This is a genomic window from Ruegeria sp. CDSB136 (assembly GCF_059610965.1).
Genome location: NZ_JBXWOP010000015.1, coordinates 32,120 through 46,939, shown reverse-complemented (window position 1 = coordinate 46,939; position 14,820 = coordinate 32,120). Strand labels below are relative to the sequence as shown.

Annotated in this window: 15 protein-coding genes; 9 read left to right on the top strand and 6 right to left on the bottom strand. The window is 59.0% G+C overall.

Annotated features, from left to right (window positions below; genetic code table 11):
* On the top strand, positions 1–2,154 hold the full coding sequence (gene selD / locus AC2FIR_RS16180; protein WP_496745670.1) for a selenide, water dikinase SelD: 2,154 nt from the start codon (positions 1–3) through the stop codon (positions 2,152–2,154).
* Here the strand turns inward: selD and mnmH are convergent.
* Both mnmH and AC2FIR_RS16170 read right to left on the bottom strand, forming a co-directional pair.
* A complete protein-coding gene (gene mnmH / locus AC2FIR_RS16175) occupies positions 2,151–3,203 on the bottom strand; it encodes a tRNA 2-selenouridine(34) synthase MnmH (RefSeq protein ID WP_496745672.1) in 1,053 nt (350 codons plus the stop codon). The two genes, selD and mnmH, sit on opposite strands and share 4 nt — an antisense overlap.
* 41 nt (positions 3,204–3,244) lie before the next feature.
* Positions 3,245–3,910: an SOS response-associated peptidase gene (locus tag AC2FIR_RS16170; RefSeq protein WP_480914702.1), complete on the bottom strand. Its 666-nt coding sequence runs from the start codon at positions 3,908–3,910 to the stop codon at positions 3,245–3,247.
* A gap of 54 nt (positions 3,911–3,964) precedes the next feature.
* Here AC2FIR_RS16170 and AC2FIR_RS16165 point away from each other — a divergent pair, with 54 nt between their 5' ends.
* Complete coding sequence (locus tag AC2FIR_RS16165) at positions 3,965–5,617, top strand: tetratricopeptide repeat-containing sulfotransferase family protein (RefSeq protein WP_496745674.1); 1,653 nt, start codon at positions 3,965–3,967, stop codon at positions 5,615–5,617.
* A gap of 66 nt (positions 5,618–5,683) precedes the next feature.
* On the opposite strand, the gene AC2FIR_RS16160 is transcribed toward AC2FIR_RS16165, so the two are convergent.
* Positions 5,684–7,261, bottom strand: coding sequence for a bifunctional metallophosphatase/5'-nucleotidase (locus AC2FIR_RS16160; protein WP_496745676.1), 1,578 nt, complete (start codon positions 7,259–7,261; stop codon positions 5,684–5,686).
* A gap of 109 nt (positions 7,262–7,370) precedes the next feature.
* Here AC2FIR_RS16160 and AC2FIR_RS16155 point away from each other — a divergent pair, with 109 nt between their 5' ends.
* From AC2FIR_RS16155 to arsC, 4 genes are read left to right on the top strand one after another with little or no spacing between them, the layout of a single operon-like run.
* Positions 7,371–7,709, top strand: a complete 339-nt coding sequence (locus AC2FIR_RS16155; protein WP_496745678.1) for a DUF952 domain-containing protein — start codon at positions 7,371–7,373, stop codon at positions 7,707–7,709.
* Positions 7,706–8,137 (top strand): DUF1330 domain-containing protein, encoded by a 432-nt coding sequence (locus AC2FIR_RS16150; RefSeq protein ID WP_496745680.1) that lies wholly within the window; start codon positions 7,706–7,708, stop codon positions 8,135–8,137. The genes AC2FIR_RS16155 and AC2FIR_RS16150 overlap by 4 nt, the downstream gene beginning before the upstream one ends.
* On the top strand, positions 8,134–9,192 hold the full coding sequence (locus AC2FIR_RS16145; RefSeq protein WP_496745682.1) for a quinone-dependent dihydroorotate dehydrogenase: 1,059 nt from the start codon (positions 8,134–8,136) through the stop codon (positions 9,190–9,192). The genes AC2FIR_RS16150 and AC2FIR_RS16145 overlap by 4 nt, the downstream gene beginning before the upstream one ends.
* Positions 9,189–9,530, top strand: coding sequence for an arsenate reductase (glutaredoxin) (gene arsC, locus AC2FIR_RS16140; protein WP_170609562.1), 342 nt, complete (start codon positions 9,189–9,191; stop codon positions 9,528–9,530). Before AC2FIR_RS16145 ends, arsC begins: the two co-directional genes overlap by 4 nt.
* Here the strand turns inward: arsC and AC2FIR_RS16135 are convergent.
* Genes AC2FIR_RS16135 through AC2FIR_RS16125 form a run of 3 tightly spaced genes read right to left on the bottom strand, consistent with a single transcriptional unit; the run spans position 9,527 to position 11,788 of the window.
* Positions 9,527–10,843 (bottom strand): MATE family efflux transporter, encoded by a 1,317-nt coding sequence (locus AC2FIR_RS16135; RefSeq protein ID WP_170808244.1) that lies wholly within the window; start codon positions 10,841–10,843, stop codon positions 9,527–9,529. The two genes, arsC and AC2FIR_RS16135, sit on opposite strands and share 4 nt — an antisense overlap.
* Positions 10,844–10,849: 6 nt before the next feature.
* The gene (locus AC2FIR_RS16130; RefSeq protein WP_170609560.1) at positions 10,850–11,368 is read right to left on the bottom strand and encodes a PaaI family thioesterase; all 519 of its coding nucleotides are present in this window, start codon (positions 11,366–11,368) and stop codon (positions 10,850–10,852) included.
* Positions 11,369–11,788 (bottom strand): PaaI family thioesterase, encoded by a 420-nt coding sequence (locus tag AC2FIR_RS16125; RefSeq protein ID WP_170808242.1) that lies wholly within the window; start codon positions 11,786–11,788, stop codon positions 11,369–11,371.
* Positions 11,789–11,900: 112 nt separating this feature from the next.
* Here AC2FIR_RS16125 and AC2FIR_RS16120 point away from each other — a divergent pair, with 112 nt between their 5' ends.
* The 3 genes from AC2FIR_RS16120 (at position 11,901) to AC2FIR_RS16110 (ending at position 14,770) form a co-directional block, all read left to right on the top strand.
* A complete protein-coding gene (locus AC2FIR_RS16120) occupies positions 11,901–12,269 on the top strand; it encodes a MerR family transcriptional regulator (protein WP_170619491.1) in 369 nt (122 codons plus the stop codon).
* A 277-nt stretch (positions 12,270–12,546) separates the two neighbouring features.
* A complete protein-coding gene (locus tag AC2FIR_RS16115) occupies positions 12,547–12,948 on the top strand; it encodes a MerR family transcriptional regulator (RefSeq protein WP_170609557.1) in 402 nt (133 codons plus the stop codon).
* A 40-nt stretch (positions 12,949–12,988) separates the two neighbouring features.
* Positions 12,989–14,770, top strand: coding sequence for an acyl-CoA dehydrogenase C-terminal domain-containing protein (locus tag AC2FIR_RS16110; RefSeq protein WP_496745684.1), 1,782 nt, complete (start codon positions 12,989–12,991; stop codon positions 14,768–14,770).
* Positions 14,771–14,820: the final 50 nt, after the last annotated feature.

Genomic DNA, 14,820 nt, shown 5'->3' with positions numbered 1-14,820 from the left:
ATGCATACACCTCCGTTGCCTTTGACCCGCGATCTGGTTCTGATCGGCGGGGGCCACACGCACGCGCTTGTGCTGCGCAAGTGGGGAATGAACCCCTTGCCCGGCGCGCGAGTGACCATCATCAATCCCGGCCCAACCGCGCCTTATTCCGGCATGTTGCCGGGTTATGTGGCCGGGCATTACAGGCGGGACGAGCTGGACATCGATCTGGTAAAGCTGGCGCGATTTGCCGGGGCGCGCATCATTCTGGGCGCGGTAAACGGCCTGGATCCAGCAAGACGGGTTGTTCACGTTTCAGGGCACCTGCCTGTTTCGTTTGATGTCGCATCGGTCAATGTGGGCATAACTTCTGACATGCCCGCCTTGCCCGGATTTGCGGAACATGCGGTGCCGGCGAAGCCTCTGGGCCTATTTGCGGCACGTTGGGCCGACTACCTGAAGACGCCCGGGCCCGCGTCAGTCGCGGTCATTGGCGGCGGTGTTGCCGGGGTCGAACTGGTCATGGCGATGGCGCATGCGTTGCGGGCGCAGGGCCGCGACGCCCGGGTCGCGTTGATCGACAACGCCACGGCTTTGACGGCCACAGGCCCCAAGGCCGGGGAAACCATCCGACAGGCGATGGAAAGCCTGGGGATCGCGATCTTCGAAAACGCTTCCATTCGCCAGATCGGCAAGGATTATGTTGAACTGGAGGATGGCCGCCACATCCCAGCCGCGTTCGTGACCGGAGCCGCTGGTGCGCGACCCTATGACTGGATCGCTGAAACAGGGTTAGAGATGCAGGGTGGCTACATCCGTGTCGACGCGCATCTGCAGTCCAGCCACCCCTTGATCTTTGCCGCCGGCGATTGCGCGCACCTGTCCGACAACCCGCGCCCCAAGGCCGGCGTCTATGCGGTCCGTGAAGCGCCGGTTTTGTTTGACAATCTGCGCGCGGCATTGGGAGCGGGACGGATGCGGCGGTACGTGCCGCAGAAAGATTATCTGAAACTGATTTCGCTGGGCAGGAAGTCCGCCCTTGCGGAAAAGTTGGGAACGTCATTCAGCGGTCCGTTGATGTGGAAATGGAAAAACCACATCGACCAGAAATTCATGAACAGATTTCGTGACCTGCCGCAGATGGCAATACCGAAACTGCCCGGGCATCATGCGGACGGTTTGCGCGAAGCATTGGGTGACAAACCGATGTGCGGCGGTTGCGGTGCCAAAGTTGGGCGTGGTGCCTTGCAGCAAGCCTTGCAGACGTTGCCTGCGCCCGAACGCTCGGATGTCACCCCCCTGCCCGGCGATGATGCGGCCCTGCTGACAACGGGTGGGGCGCGTCAGGTCATCACGTCGGATCACTTGCGCAGCTTCGCCGCAGACCCCGTGTTGATGACGCGCATCGCGGCCGTGCACGCGCTTGGTGATATCTGGGCGATGGGTGCGGCGCCGCAGGCGGCGACTGCAACTGTGATCCTGCCCCGCATGTCCGCCACGTTGCAGCACCGCACGATGACGGAAATCATGACAACCGCCAGCGACGTTCTGCGGCAGGCTGGTGCCGAGATTGTTGGCGGCCACAGCTCTATGGGCGATGAGATGACCATCGGTTTCACCATCATCGGTCTTTGCGCCCAGGAACCTATTACTCTGGCCGGTGGTCTGCCGGGGGATGCACTGATCCTGACCAAACCCATTGGCAGCGGTGTTTTGATGGCCGCTGAAATGGCTGGTCAGGCCGATGGCGCGTGGGTCGCGGCCGCATTTTGCCACATGACCCACCCACAGGGCACAGCCGCCGAAATCCTCAGGCGCGCGCATGCGATGACGGATGTCACGGGTTTTGGTCTGGCCGGCCACCTGAAGGGAATGTGCGAGGCTTCGGGTTGCGGTGCAGCACTGGATCTTGAGGCCGTGCCTGTAATGGTCGGCGCTGAAGAGTTGTATTCGAACGGCATCCGGTCGAGCATTTTCGCTGACAACAGGGCAATAGCTCCGGAACTGCCCGCGGAAGGTAAAGCAGGCTTGTTATTCGACCCCCAAACCGCCGGAGGATTGCTGGCTGCGGTCGCCCCGGACCAGGCTCAGGACCTGTGCGCGTCGCTTCGTGACGCGGGATATCCCGCAGCTATTGTCGGCCGGTTAACCAAGGCTCTGGGCTTGCGTCTTTAAAGCCGGGCCAGAACCTGTTCGATCCGGGCAGCGACATCGGCAAGACTGTCGGTATCCAGCCGGTCGGCCTGAAGCTCCGCAATGACCTGAGCACCCCTACCCTTCTGCGACTTGGCGTAGGCCGGATCATAGTGCTGATCCATCAGCGCCCGCGTCAGACCACGTTTATCTCCGGCCTCCATCAGGGACAGCCAGTTATCGACGACGTCATGGCCGCGATGAAAGCGCAGCGGTGACAGCCGGTCACGCATCCGCTCGTGATCTGAAAGAATGTCATCATAGGCAGCGACCAGATAATCTGCCCGCGCCGCAAGCGGGGCATCAATTCGGACACGAGGAGCCGCTCGCAGCCCGTTCCAAAGGCTGGGCGGCAGGATCAGACTTCCGATTTTGGAAGACTCGGCCTCGACGACCACTGGCCGACTGGCGTCCATCCGACAAAGCACGGCGGATAATGCGGACTCAAACCCTTTCTGGCTGGGTTGTCCTCCGGGCATTTCACCCAGCAACGAGCCGCGATGATTGGCCAGCGCCTCAAGGTCCAGAACCTGCACGCCTCGCTTTGCGAGATGCGCGAGCAATTCGGTTTTTGCCGTTCCTGTATATCCGTCCAGCGCCACAAAGCGGTGCGGCAGGACGTCATCGTACAGATAGCGGTTCACCAGTCGGCGGTAGGTGCGGTAGCCACCTTCAACTACGTCGGCACGCCACCCGATTTGCTGCAGCATCCAGGTGAAAGACCCTGACCGCTGCCCTCCGCGCCAGCAGTAGACCAGAGGCCGCCATCCTCCCTCGTGATGGCTGAGGCTGTTTTCGATATGCGCGGCAGCATTGCGAAACACCAGAGCCGCGCCCAGCTTGCGGGCCAGAAACGGGCTTTCCTGAACGTAGATCGTGCCGACTTTCGCCCGTTCTTCATTGTCCAGAACCGGCAGGTTGATGGCACCCGGCAAATGATCCTCTGCGTATTCTGCAGGGCTTCGCACATCGATCACGGTATCGAAGTCGTGTGTGTAGAGGTCAGGCAGGGTGGTGAATTTCAGAACCATATCTGCGGTCTATCTTGGGCTTGGCTGAAAGAAAAGCCAGCTCACTCCTCGACTGGTTCGATCAGTTCTGCGCCGCTGGCCCGGTTCGAGTTCACCGCAGGATCAACCCGATGGTAGGTCAACACATCTTCCGCACCGGGACGCATCAGCCGGGCCGCCCCTTTACCCGCCTCACCCAGCCAAAGCGCCCAGTCGTCGGATTCTAGGATCAATGGCATCCGATGATGGATCTTGCCCAGATTTCCGTTGGCCGCAGTGGTGACGATGGCGCAGGTGCTTTGGCGTTCACCTTCAAGACCCCAGTCCTGCCAGACACCGCCGAAGGCAATCGGTTCGTTGTTGCGGCGCGAGATATACCAGGGCAACCGCTGTCCTTGGTCGGATTTGGTCCATTCATAGAACCCTGTCGCCAAAATCAGGCAACGCCGCTCGCGGCAGGCCGCGCGGAACGCGGGTTTCTGGGCCAGGGTTTCAGCCCGCGCATTGATCAGCAACGGGCCATCATTTTGCGCCTTGTACCAATGCGGCAGAAACCCCCACCGCATCGGATCAAGCTGGCGGCCTCCTTCACCGGTCCGCACGACATGCACCTGATTGGTCGGGCACACATTGAAATTGGGAACGCCCGGAAGGCTGTTCGCCGGGCGCGCAGAAAACAGCTGCGCCATTGCGTCGTTGGGAAGAGTTATTGCAAACCGTCCGCACATAGGTAATGAACCACTGACATTTTTTTCTACAGGCTCAGGTTCACACGAGGTCACATGGCAAATCAAACAGCTAAATCCCTGAAGGGCAAAGCGCTTGGTGATCTCGAGGCAGGTAAGTTGCCGCAGGCACTTAAAAAAGCGCAGTTGGGGATCAAGAAGTTTCCAAAGGATACGGACTTTCAAGCCATTGCGGGTTTTGTTTTCACCGAATTGAAACAGTACAAGAAGTCCATTCCCCATTTCGTCGAAGCCGCGCGTCGCAAACCCGATGACCCTCAGTTTGCTGAAAACCTTGCAAACGCTCTGATGCAGACAGGCCAGATCCCGCGCGCGCTGGCTTATGCCGAGAAAATGCTGGAGCAGTTTCCCAACAACGCAGAGCTTGTTCGCGTTGTGGATGAGATCCAACTCAAAGGATCCAACTGGCGCGAGATTGTTGAACATGCGACCGAAAAACTCAAAAAATCTCCGGACGATGTCACGCTGTTGACGACCCGAGCCCGCGCTTACGACAGAATTGGGTTCAGCGACAACTGCAGGCAGGACGCCTATCGCGCTTATGAACTGGCGCCAGACGACAACGCAGTCGCATTCCAAAAAGCCTCGATTCTTCATCAGGAGGGCAAGAAAAAGGATGCCGCCGAGATTCTCGACCGGATCATCACCAATGATCCCGCTCATGTGGCGTCACTATTGCAGTTGTCCAACATGGCCGACGAGGACCGCGCGCGCGACCTGGAACCGCTTGTAGCTACTGCCATCGACAACAGCGATCACCCTGTCTCGCAGCTTGAGTTCGCCAAGGCGCAAATCACATCCGTTCTGCATGGGCTGACTGCCGCAATGCCCGGGTTTGCGCGGGCCAACGAATTGCAACACGAGTTGAATCCGTACAAATTCGGCGACGAAAGCCAGAAACTTCGGCGCATTGTGCAGTTGTTCCCCGAAATTGACACTCCGATCTCCTCCGAGGTGGTCGTTGGGCCGATCCCGATTTTTGTCATCGGCCAACCGCGCTCCGGGACGACACTCATGGAAATGATGCTGAGTTCGATTCCGGATGTCGCAGGGTGTGGGGAACTGACTGTAGGGCCGGACTTGTCCTACGACTTTATCCATGAAGGCAAAGCCTATGACGCGAAAGACGCGGAGGAGTTTGCCCGAGATTTCCGCCGCCTGATGCCACCGGTCCCGGAGACATCAATCGCGTTTGTCGACAAGTTGCCTCATAACTACCAGCAGGTAGGATTCTTACTTTCCGCATTCCCAAATGCGAAAGTTATCAATATGATGCGCGATCCGCGCGATGTCGGTTTGTCGAAATGGATCAGACGGTTCCCCGCACCGGGTATGAGATATGCGTCCAATCTGGAAGCAATCGGGCATTCCGCGAACATGTACCGCAAGTACATCGCCCATTGGGAAACCATTTTCGGCGACCGGATTCTGACCGTGCCGTATGAAAAGCTCGTCGCTGACCCCGAAACCTATAGCCGGCAGGTTGCGGACTTCCTTGGCCTCGAATGGCACGAGACGATGATGCACCCGGAAAAGAACAAAAAGCAGGTGCGCACAGCCAGCATCGATCAGGTTCGAAAGAAGATTTCGACCAAATCAATCGGCGGCTGGCGTCAGGTCGCAGACCACATCCAGCCGATGCTGAACGGCTTCGATCCCGAGCTTTGGCCGGAATACGATCTCAGCTGACACAAATCACACCGAACAGAAAAGGCCGCATCGGGGATGCGGCCTTTGTCGTTGGTGCCGGGATGCTTACTTCTGCTTGATGCGTCCGTCCAGATAAGGCGTATACGGCGCGTTCGCGGCCAGATATTCAGCGGTGACATCCGCCAGATCCGGCCCGAAGTCATACGCTTTCTTGTCGTCGCCTTCGAACATGGAATAGCCATCACCACCGTTGCGGACATAGTTGTTGGTCACGACCAGATATGTCGCCGCCGGGTCAATCGGCACGAAGCCATCGCCATCGGCCACCATCACCTCGGTTACGCGTCCCTCGTTCGGGGCAACCGACGGATCCCATGTGAAGGCCATACCGGCCACTTGTGGGAAGCGGCCTTTGACTTCTTCAACCTGGCTCACGCCGTTTTCCAGGGCGTCGATGACCCCCTGACCGCTGATCTGGAAGGTCGACAATGTGTTCTGGAACGGCAACACCGTCAGAACCTCGCCCATTGTCACTTCGCCCGGATCGATCGAGGCCCGCAAACCACCGGAATTGGCGATGGCGATCTGAACGCCCTGATCCGCCACACGGGCCAGCATTGCATCGGCAACCAGATTGCCCATCTGGCATTCCTGCACGCGGCAGATCGCGCGGTCGCCTTCAATCGCATCTGCAGCATTGGCCACAACCTTGTTGCGGATTTCATCCAGAGGAACCGCCAACTCGGCGATCCGGTCCAGCGCGGACTGATCCTCGGTCACGGTGTTGTCCATGATCAGCGGTTCACCAACGGCCTCGATCACATTTCCGTCGTCGTCGAATGTCACATTCAACTCGCCCAGGAATTTACCATAGGCGTAGGCCTGAACGATCTGAACGTCATTCACGACGGTCGGGTAAGGCCCGACGGCCCTGTCGGACACGTTCGACAGGTACGTGTTGGAATGCCCCCCTACGATCACGTCAACGCCGGTGGTTTCCTGCGCCACGCGCTGGTCCACACCATAGCCCGAGTGACTTAGAACAACGATCTTGTTGACGCCTTCGCCGGTCAGCTTGTCCACTTCTCCCTGCACGGCCGGAACCGGGTCGGAAAATGTAACGTTTGGCCCGGGTGAGGCCAGTTCGTCCGTATCCTGAGGCGTCAGGCCGATCAGGCCGATCTTTTCACCGCCAACCTCGATCACCGTCGACTTCGCAATCTTGTCGGTCAGCAGTTCTTCGTCCGCAATGTTCGCGTTGGACATCAGAACGGGAAAATCGACGGAGTCGACGAAACCGCGCAGCACTTCGGGGCCGTCATCAAACTCGTGGTTGCCCACGGTCATCGCATCATAACCCAGCCGGTTCATGAACTCGGCCGCGACCTTGCCCTTGTAGTAGGTATAAAACAACGAACCCTGAAACTGGTCGCCGCCATCCACCAAAACCGAATTCTCAGCGCGGCCGCGGGCCTCTTCCACCGCAGTGACAAGGCGCGCCGAACCGCCGAAACACTTGCCTTCGGCATTGTCTTCGGCGTCGCAGCCGCTGTCATATTTGTTGATCGGCTCAAACCGGGAATGGAAGTCATTGGTGTGCAGAATGGTCAGCTTGTAGTCGGCGGCCGCAACACCTGCGGTCAGGCCCACAATGGCAGTAGATGCCAGAAAACGGATCAACATTAATGAAACTCCCTGTCGTTGATTGCAGGGATCGTGCGCCGACTGAAACAAAGAGTCAAAGGGGGAAATCCGCCTTGATTCCCCACGCCGTGCAAGGCATCACCACCTCATGCTGATTTACAAGATTTTCAGGTCCGATGAATGGACCACGCTGCAGGATCAGGGCGCGTCAGACGGCGCGCCGATTGACGTTACCGACGGATTTGTCCATTTCTCGACGGCCCAACAGGCCGCCGAAACCGCCGCCAAGCATTTTGCCGGAGTTGATGGCCTGGTCCTCTTGGCCTGCGACGCCGACGCCATGGGCGATGATCTGAGATGGGAAGTTTCGCGCGGGGGCGCCTTGTTTCCCCACCTTTACCGGCAGATGCGGGTGACCGATGTGATCTGGTCCCGTGCCCTGCCATTTGACGGAAAGCTACACCAGTTCCCCAAGGAGATGGTATGACCGGCTTCATCGATCCTGATCGTGAGCAGTTCGAGTTGTTCAAGGCACTGGATCGCGATCAACCGATCGAGATGCTCAACCTGGTCAGGTTTCGCGCGCAGGCTGAATACCCTTCCGGACACGCGCTGGCAGATGCCGGCCTGACCGGCGCTGAGGCCTACCAGAACTACGGATTGGAAACCGCGCCCATTGTCGCCCGCATCGGGGCGTCCATTTTATGGCGCGGTGGATTTGAAACCACTTTGATAGGCCCCGCCGACGAAATCTGGGATGCCGTGTTCATCGCCCGATATCCCAGCGCGCACGCCTTCCTTGAGATGGTAACCGACCCCGTTTATCGCACCGCCGTGGTGCATCGTCAGGCGGCTGTTTCGACCTCGCGGCTGATCCGTTGTTCGCCAGCACAGGTCGGAGGAACCTTCGGATGAAACTGATCGAAAAGCTTGGGCTGTCAGCCCTGCACCGGCTGGACCCCGAAACTGCCCATGGGATGTCGATCCGGGCCTTGAAAGCCGGATTGGTCCCGGCTGCCGGCCCTGTCACGTCACCACGCCTACGCACGCAGATCGCCGGCCTGACGCTGGCCAATCCGGTCGGCCTGGCCGCTGGGTTCGACAAGAATGGCGAGGTTCTGGGCCCTTTGTCGCGGGCCGGGTTCGGATTTATTGAAGTCGGTGCGGTGACACCGCGTCCACAACCAGGCAACCCGAAACCGCGCCTGTTTCGCCTGACCGAAGACAAGGCGGCCATCAACCGTTTCGGCTTCAACAACGAAGGAATGGACGTCATGGCTCGCCGTCTCGCGAGCCGTCCCCGCGATGCGGTCATCGGATTGAACCTTGGCGCCAACAAGGACAGCGACGACCGCCCCGGTGATTTCGCCAAAGTACTGGCCCATTGCGCCGCCCATCTAGATTTTGCCACGGTCAACGTGTCGTCCCCCAACACCGAGAAACTGCGAGACTTGCAGGGTAAAGCCGCGCTTGGCGCTTTGCTGGCGGGTGTTGTCAAAACGCGAGACGCGCTGCCGGCACCGATTCCCGTATTCCTGAAAATTGCTCCGGACCTGACGGCACCAGAGATACAAGATATCGCCGATATCGCGCTGGAAACCGGAATTGACGCGGTCATTGCCACGAATACCACCCTGTCTCGCGACGGGCTGAGAAGCGCACACAAGGATGAGGCTGGTGGCCTGTCTGGCGCGCCTTTGTTCGAAAAATCGACCCGCGTTCTTGCGCAGCTCAGCCAACTGACCGAAGGACGCATTCCCTTGATCGGCGTGGGTGGCATCAGCAGCGCGGAACAGGCCTATGCCAAGATTTGCGCCGGTGCCTCGGCCGTCCAGTTCTATACGGCCATGGTTTACGGCGGCATGTCGCTGGCATCGGAAATCGCCCGGGGTCTGGACGAACTTCTGGCCCGGGACGGGTTTGAAAATGTCGCACAGGCGGTTGGCAGCAAACGAGAGGATTGGCTGTGATGGAATACTGGCACAACCCGCGGTGTTCGAAATCGCGTTCGGGGCTTGCACTGCTTGAAGAAAACGGCGCAGAACCCCGTGTCCGGAAGTATCTGGAGGACGCACCGTCAGAAGACGAATTGCGGGCCGTGCAGGCGAAACTGGGCATTGCTGCAATCGACATGATGCGCACAGGTGAAAAGCGCTTCAGGGAACTGGGGCTGAACAAAGCGACGCCGGACGATACCTTGATCCGTGCCATGGCCGAAAACCCGATCCTGATCGAACGCCCCATTGCCATTCGCGGTGACAAGGCCGCAATCGGGCGTCCGCCCGAAAACCTGCTGACCCTGCTTTAAGCGACTTGCGCCTCTAGCTTCGGATAGCGCCATCCCAGCGTGACGCCACGCGCGATGTTCAGAACCATCAGCGCGGCCCACAGCCCGTGATTGCCAAATGCAGGCACCAGAATGAACAGGGACAGGACGTAGATCCCGACCGAGTGGATCATCGCCTGGCGCATGTCCCGAGTCCAAGTCGCGCCGATGTAGATACCGTCGAACATCCAGCTGGCCACGCCAATCACCGGGGCAATCGCAGCCCAGATCAAAAACTCGCGCGCGGCCTCACGTACCTCGGGCGAGGTGGACATCACATCGATCAGCGCGGGTCCTGCCAGATAGAAAACCAGACCCAGCGCGAAAGCGCCGCCTACGCCCCATTGTGACGCCATCACGGACGCGCGCCGCACCTGAAAACGGTCCTTTGCCCCGACCGCCCCGCCGACCAGCGCCTCGGCCGAAAAGGCAAAACCGTCAAGCGCAAAGGCTGTGATTTCCAGAAACTGCAGCAGAACCTGATTGGCAGCCAGATTGACGTCGCCCAGGTCCGACCCGACAAAAAGAAAAGTGGTGAACGATCCGGTCAAAAGGACGGACCGCACCATGATGTCGCCATTCACCTGCATCATCCGGCGCAGCCGTGCGCCGTCGAAAATGCGCGGCCAGTCTCTCCACTGATTACCGGCAAATGCCTGACGGCAGAGCCATAGCCCAAGGGCCAACCCGGTCCATTCGGCGATCAGTGTCGCCAGCGCGACGCCCTCGACGCCCCAGCCCAGCCCAAGCACGAACCACAGATCCAGCAGGATATTCAGGCCATTCATCCAGACCTGAAGCACAAATACGCCCCGCGTCCGCTCGATCGCGATCAGCCAGCCTGTAACGGCATAAAGCGCAATTGTCGCCGGGGCACCCCAGATCCGGATTTCCAGGTATTGCCGGGTCAGCGCTTCGACTTCGGGGCTTGCGGGGGACAGGGCAAATGCCCCCCACAGCACCCAGACCTGCGTCAGAATGAAAAACAGCCCCGCCGCGCCGCCCAACAGCAAACCGCGCATCAGCAGCGCGCCGGTTTCAGCCGTGTCGCCAGCCCCGCGCGCCTGTGCAGCCAATCCCGTGGTGCCCATCCGCAAAAAGCCGAATATCCAGTAGATGGCCGACAGGATGACCGCGCCCATTCCGACAGCGCCGATCGGGGCGGCCAGCCCCATCTGCCCGACAACACCAGTATCAACCGCCCCCAGTATCGGGACAGTGGCATTGGACAGAACGATAGGTGCTGCGATCTTCAGCACCCGTCTGTGCGTGATGGGTGCCGAGGCATCCCGCATTCAAGGCTATCCTTCGTCCGAATCCGATTGCGGCATCAGGAAATGCCCCGAAGCCTGCGCGAACAGGCGCGCATGGTTGTCCTGCCACGCCTCAACCCGGACCGAAGCATAACGTCGCCCGGAACGGCTGATATAAGCGCGGGCATAGGCATCGCGCGGCAAGCCCGAGCGCAGGTAGTCGACCGTGAAATCGATGGTTTTCGGGTATCGGAGCAAACTGGCATCCCGGATGTCTTCGGCACTCATCTCTCCGCTTTCGATGCGGGGAAACACGGTCTCCCAGCACAGGGTGATCACGCCGGTCACCTCCAAAAACGCGGCAGTGACCCCACCGTGCAGCGCGGGCAGCAGCGGATTGCCAATCAGTTTTTCGTCAAAATTCAGAACACCCGTCAGTTCATCCCCACGCCGGTCGAAGGTGATGTTGAGAAACCGGATATACGGCACCCCATCGACCATGGCGTTCAGTGCGGCGTCCCGGCGGTTCTTGACCACCTGCATCGGCTCCGGTCGATTGCGCGCCATTTACCTGCCCTCCACGGTGAAAGACCCCGATGCGGTTGCGACAGGATGTTCCTGATCGTCATCCGTTGCGGTCGCACGCACGAAGGCCACATTGCGCGTGATGTGATAGCATTTGGCGCGCGTTGTAATGTTCTGCCCCGGCGTAGCCGCCCGCATGTAGTCTATGCGCAGGTCAATTGTCGCCGTGGCACCCGGCGCGGACGGATGGCTCATGACAGCCGCACCGCTGCAAGTATCCAGCAGAGCGAACACCGCCCCACCATGAATGACGCCGGTGCGCGGATCCCCGACAAGGTCCGCGTTGTACGGCATGGTGATCTCGGCTTCTCCGGCACCGATATACGTCAGCTCCATGCCCAATGCCCTGGCATGTGGAATCGCCTCGATGAACTGGCGCGCGAAACCCAATTTTTCTACCATTCGGTCTTTCCCTTCTTCCGCGCCCTTTATGATCGTCAGTTCAGCGAAAGGGCAAGCCCGACTGTTGCGCTTGCCGCTACGACTCCATAGGTTGCAGGCAAGGAGATGAGGAATGTCCGACACCCGTTTGTCATTCAAAGAAATGTGCGCCGAGTTCGACGTAACGCCCCGTACCCTGCGCTACTACGAATATATCGAGTTGCTGCAACCTGACCGCGAGGGCCGCTCCAGGTATTACGGCCCCCGTGAGCGTGCACGCATGACGCTGATCATGCGCGGACGCAAGTTCGGGTTCCCGCTGGAAGAGATCCGGCAGTGGCTGCTGATCTATGAACATCAGGGCAACCAGGCTCAGATGGCAACATTTGTGGAAATGGCTGACCGGCAAATGGAGGAGTTGCGCCAGCAAAGGCAGCAACTGGACGAAGCTATGGACGCCCTCAAGCAACTGCGCGACCAGACGGCCAATTCTCTGGGCTGACGACCTTTCAAGCCTCATTTCGATCGAAACTTTAGCTCCCGTGGTCCTGCCGCGGGGTTTTTCTTGTGGGGAACGGCGATGCACGCAGCGTGGAATCGCGAGATTTCCCCTTACCCAGGGGAAAGAAGATTACCGAAACGCGGATTTACGCGAACGGATGTTACGTCAACTTTTTTGTGACGTAGCGTTCGCATTACGTAAACGTCATCTGCATGTTGTAAGAGGCCCATCAACTGCGCAAATCTTTTTCACGACGCCAGTGATGAGAGTTTGAACCATGACCGAAGACCTGATGACCATTCGCGAAATGTGCGAGACCTATGATGTCACACCACGTACCTTGCGGTTTTACGAGGCCAAGGAACTTTTGTTTCCGATCCGTGAAGGCCAGAAACGTCTGTTCACCAAACGCGATCGTGCCCGTCTGAAACTGATCCTGCGTGGCAAGCGCTTTGGCTTCAGCCTGGAAGAAATCAGGCAGCTTCTGGACCTGTATCACGTCGGTGATCAGCAACTGACACAGATGTCCCGCACCTACGAGATCGCGTGCGAACGTCTGGCAGACATGGAAGCACGCCGCGAAGAACTGACACAGGCCATCGACGATCTGAAAGAGCAGTTGCGCTGGGGCGAAAAGGTCATCGTCTCGATGAAACAGGAAAAGAAGGCGGCCGAATAATCTCGCCCGCCCCCGGACATCTGAATTAAGGGAGCTTCACATGCCCGTCTACAACGCGCCAATCAAAGACGCACAGTTCATTTTGCATGATGTACTGAAAGTCTCGACCTCGGACATTCCGGGATATTCCGATCTGGAGGCCGAGTTCACCGGCGCCGTGCTGGAGGAAGCGGGCAAGATCGCCACAAATGTTCTGCACCCGCTGAACGTGGTTGGCGATACCGAAGGATGTCGGCTGGAAAACGGTATCGTCTATACGCCATCCGGGTTCAAAGATGCCTTCGAGCAGATGAAGGAAGGCGGTTGGACGGGCCTCGACATGCCGGAAGAATATGGCGGTCAGAACATGCCCTATGTTCTCGGAACTGCCGTGGGCGAGATGTTCTCGGGCTCCAACCAGGCATTCACCATGTATCAGGGCCTGACGCACGGCGCGGCGTCTGCGATCTTGGCGCACGGAACCGACGAGCAGAAGAACATGTACCTGCCCAACATGGTCAGCTGTGAATGGACTGGCACCATGAACCTGACGGAACCGCATTGCGGCACCGATCTGGGTCTGATGCGCACCAAAGCAGAACCGCAGGGCGACGGCAGCTATAAAATCTCGGGTCAGAAGATCTTTATCTCGGCCGGCGATCACGACATGGCCGACAACATCATCCACCTGGTGCTGGCAAAAATCCCCGGCGGCCCCGAAGGGATCAAGGGCGTGTCGCTTTTCATCGTGCCCAAGTTCATCGTCAACGAAGACGGCAGCCTGGGCGAACGCAACGGCGTTTCGGTCGGCAAGATCGAAGAGAAGATGGGCATCCACGGCAACTCAACCTGCGTCATGAACTATGACGAGGCGACCGGCTGGCTGCTGGGAGAAGAACACAAAGGCATGCGCGCCATGTTCACCATGATGAACGAAGCGCGTCTGGGTGTGGGCATGCAAGGCCTGTCTCAGGCCGAAGCTGCGTATCAGAACGCTGTCGAATATGCCAAAGACCGCCTGCAGGGCCGCGACGTAACAGGTGTGAAGAACCCGGACGGCCCCGCCGATCCGCTGATCGTTCACCCCGACATCCGCCGTAACCTGATGGATCAGAAAAGCTTCACCGAGGGTGCACGTGCGTTCATCCTCTGGGGCGCGACCATGATCGACAAGGCGCACCGCTCGGGTGATAAGGACGCGGACGGGCTGATCTCGCTGCTGACACCGGTCATCAAAGGCTTCCTGACGGATGAAGGCTATGACATGACCGTTCAGGCCCAACAGGTCTATGGTGGCCACGGCTACATCGAGGAATGGGGCATGTCGCAATACACACGCGACGCCCGGATCGCGATGATCTACGAAGGTGCGAATGGCGTTCAGGCGCTGGACCTTGTGGGCCGTAAGCTGGCACAGGATGGCGGCAAGCATGTCATGGCCTTCTTTGAAATGGTCAAATCTTTCTGCAAGGAAAACGGTGGCAAGGACGAAGCTTATGACAAAGCCTTCATCGAACCGCTGAAAGCTGCGTCGAAAGACCTGCAAGCCGCTGGCATGTACTTCATGCAGGAGGGCATGAAGAATCCGAACAACGCGCTGTCCGGGTCATATGACTTCATGCACATGTTCGGCCATGTCTGCCTGGGCCTGATGTGGGCGAAAATGGCAAAGGTTGCACGGGAAGCCCTAGACAGTGGCGCATCGGACAAGAACTTCTACGAGACAAAGATCAACACCGGTCGCTTCTATATGGCGCGCCGTCTGCGTGCCACATCCATGCATCTGGCCCGGATACAAACCGGCGCGGATACTGTAATGGCGCTGGACGCGGCAAATTTCTGAACTCAGTCTGGTTCCGGGTACTTTCGCCCGGAACCAGGTCCCCGGAGGAC